The sequence below is a fragment of the Pseudomonas sp. HMWF006 genome (genome assembly GCF_003061205.1).
GTDB classification, from domain to species: domain Bacteria; phylum Pseudomonadota; class Gammaproteobacteria; order Pseudomonadales; family Pseudomonadaceae; genus Aquipseudomonas; species Aquipseudomonas monsensis.
On the sequence record NZ_QAIU01000604.1, the window covers coordinates 7,385 to 10,115 of the forward strand.

Sequence of the window (2,731 nt, forward strand, 5' to 3'; positions counted from 1 at the left end):
GGCGCGTCTGCACGCCGAACTCGACAGCGCCGACGGTTATACCGCTGACGCACGCGCTCGCAAGTTGCTGGCCGGACTCGGCTTCACCAACGAGCAGATGGATCGCCAGGTCGGCGATTTCTCCGGTGGCTGGCGGATGCGTCTGAACCTGGCGCAGGCGCTGATGTGCCCGTCGGACCTGTTGCTGCTCGACGAACCGACCAACCACCTGGACCTCGACGCGATCATCTGGCTCGAAGAGTGGCTGAAAAGCTACCCGGGCACCTTGTTGCTGATTTCCCACGACCGCGACTTCCTCGACGAAGTGGTCGATCACGTGGCTCACGTCGATCAACGCAAACTGACCTTGTACCGTGGCGGCTACACCGCGTTCGAACGTGCGCGTGCCGAGCGTCTGGCCCAGCAACAACAGGCCTACGAGAAGCAGCAGGCGCAACGTGCGCACATGGAAAGCTACATCGCCCGCTTCAAGGCCCAGGCCACCAAGGCCCGTCAGGCGCAGAGCCGGATCAAGGCGCTGGAGCGCATGGAAGAACTGTCGGCGGCCCACGTCGATTCGCCGTTCGATTTCGTCTTCCGCGAGTCGACCAAGATCTCCAGCCCGCTGATCGACCTGTCCGATGCGCGCCTGGGTTATGGCGACAAAACCATCCTCGAGAAGGTCAAGCTGCAACTGACCCCGGGGGCGCGGATCGGCCTGCTCGGGCCGAACGGCGCGGGTAAATCGACTCTGATCAAGAACCTTGCCGGTGAGCTCGAGCCTCTGGCCGGGCGCCTGACCCGTGGCGAAAACACCGTGGTCGGCTACTTTGCCCAGCATCAGCTCGACTCGCTCGACGCCAAGGCCAGCCCGCTGCTGCACCTGCAGCGTCTGGCGCCGACCGAGCGCGAGCAGACCCTGCGCGACTTTCTCGGCGGTTTCGACTTCCGTGGCGCGCGCATCGACGAACCCGTACTGAATTTCTCCGGTGGCGAAAAGGCGCGGCTGGCCCTGGCGTTGATCGCCTGGGAGCGACCGAACCTGTTGCTGCTCGACGAACCGACCAACCACCTGGACCTGGAAATGCGCCTGGCGCTGACCATGGCGCTGCAGGAATTCAGCGGCGCGGTGCTGGTGGTGTCTCACGATCGCCACTTGCTCAAGAGCACCACCGACAATTTCTACCTGGTCGCTGACGGCAAGGTCGAAGAGTTCGATGGTGACCTCGAAGATTATGCCCGCTGGCTGGTGGAATACCGTCAGCGCAACGCGCCGGTCAGCAACACCCCGGTCAACCCGGACAAGACCGACAAGAAGGCTCAGCGTCAGGCCGCGGCGGCGTTGCGTCAGCAACTGGCACCGCACAAGCGTGAAGCCGACAAGCTCGAAGCCGAGCTGGGCAAGCTTCACGAGAAACTCGCCAAGGTCGACGCCAGCCTCGGCGACAGCGACATCTACGAGCCGGCGCGCAAGAACGAATTGCGTGATCTGCTGGCCGAACAAGCCAAGCTGAAAGTGCGCGAAGCCGAGCTGGAAGAGGCCTGGATGGAAGCGCTCGAGACGCTGGAAAGCATGCAGGCGGAGCTGGAGGCGCTGTCCTGATGGAAGCGTTCAAACTGCCGCTGCCGGCGGAGTGGGTCGAGCCGGTCTGGTTTGGCGTGCAGATTCTGCTGATCCTGCTGGCCGGTTATCTGGCCCAGCGCTTCGTCGCCAAAGGCCTGACCCGACTGGGTGAGCGCTATCCGTTCCCGCCGCAGTTGCTGATGCCGCTGCGTGGCGCGCTGCGCTGGTTGATCATGGGCAGCGCGCTGATCTTCGTGCTGGAACGCCTCGGGGTGTCGGCCACCGTGTTGTGGACGGCCCTGTCGGGTTTCGTCGCGGTGGCGGCGGTGGCGTTCTTCGCGATGTGGAGTGTGCTGTCGAACCTGCTGTGCGCGATCCTGATCTTCACCGTCGGGCCGTTTCGCCTGGGCGATGTGGTCGAGCTGGTCGATACCACTGACAAACCAGGCGTCAAAGGCCGGGTGGTGGCGATCAATCTGCTTTACACCACGTTGATCGAGGCTGAAGAGCTGGGCACCGGTAGTGCGATGGTGCAGGTGCCGAACAGCCTGTTCTTCCAGCGTTCGGTGCGGCGCTGGCGCGGCAGCGATGTGTTTCCTTCCAGCGGTTTCGAAAAATAGATTCCCCGGACATCTGATCTGACGCCTTTGCGGGCAAGCCCGCTCCCACCGTAAAAATCGGTAGTCATCCGCCCCAAACCGCATTAGCTTTGACGTTTGTCACGAGCATGAGTCGAGGTGTGCGATGGAGCTACAAACATGGCTGGCGTTTTTCGCCGCCTGCTGGGTGATCAGCCTTTCCCCGGGTGCGGGCGCCATTGCGTCGATGTCCAGCGGTTTGCAATACGGTTTCTGGCGCGGCTACTGGAACGCCCTCGGCCTGCAAATCGGCCTGGCTGTGCAGATTGCGATTGTCGGCGCCGGTGTTGGTGCGATCCTCACTGCCTCGGCCACCGCGTTCCATGCGATCAAATGGTTCGGTGTGGCGTATCTGGTTTATCTGGCTATCAAGCAATGGCGTGCGCTGCCCATGGACATGAGCGATGACGCGGCGGTGCGGCCGATCGGCCGGCCGCTGGCGTTGGTGTTCCGCGGCTTTCTGGTGAACATCAGCAACCCCAAGGCCTTGGTGTTCATGCTGGCGGTGCTGCCGCAGTTCATCAATCCCCATGCGCCGTTGCTGATTCAG

Annotated in this window: 3 protein-coding genes; all 3 read left to right on the plus strand. The window is 62.9% G+C overall.

The window, feature by feature from the left end; genetic code table 11:
- On the plus strand, positions 1-1,582 hold a 1,582-nt coding region (locus tag DBR24_RS28105; RefSeq protein ID WP_256591925.1), incomplete at its 5' end, for an ATP-binding cassette domain-containing protein.
- The gene (locus DBR24_RS28110) at positions 1,582-2,163 is read left to right on the plus strand and encodes a mechanosensitive ion channel family protein (RefSeq protein WP_123469756.1); all 582 of its coding nucleotides are present in this window, start codon (positions 1,582-1,584) and stop codon (positions 2,161-2,163) included. The genes DBR24_RS28105 and DBR24_RS28110, both read left to right, overlap by 1 nt.
- 124 nt (positions 2,164-2,287) lie before the next feature.
- Positions 2,288-2,731, plus strand: a 444-nt coding sequence (locus tag DBR24_RS28115; protein WP_128616329.1) for a LysE family transporter, incomplete at its 3' end; no start/stop codon positions are given.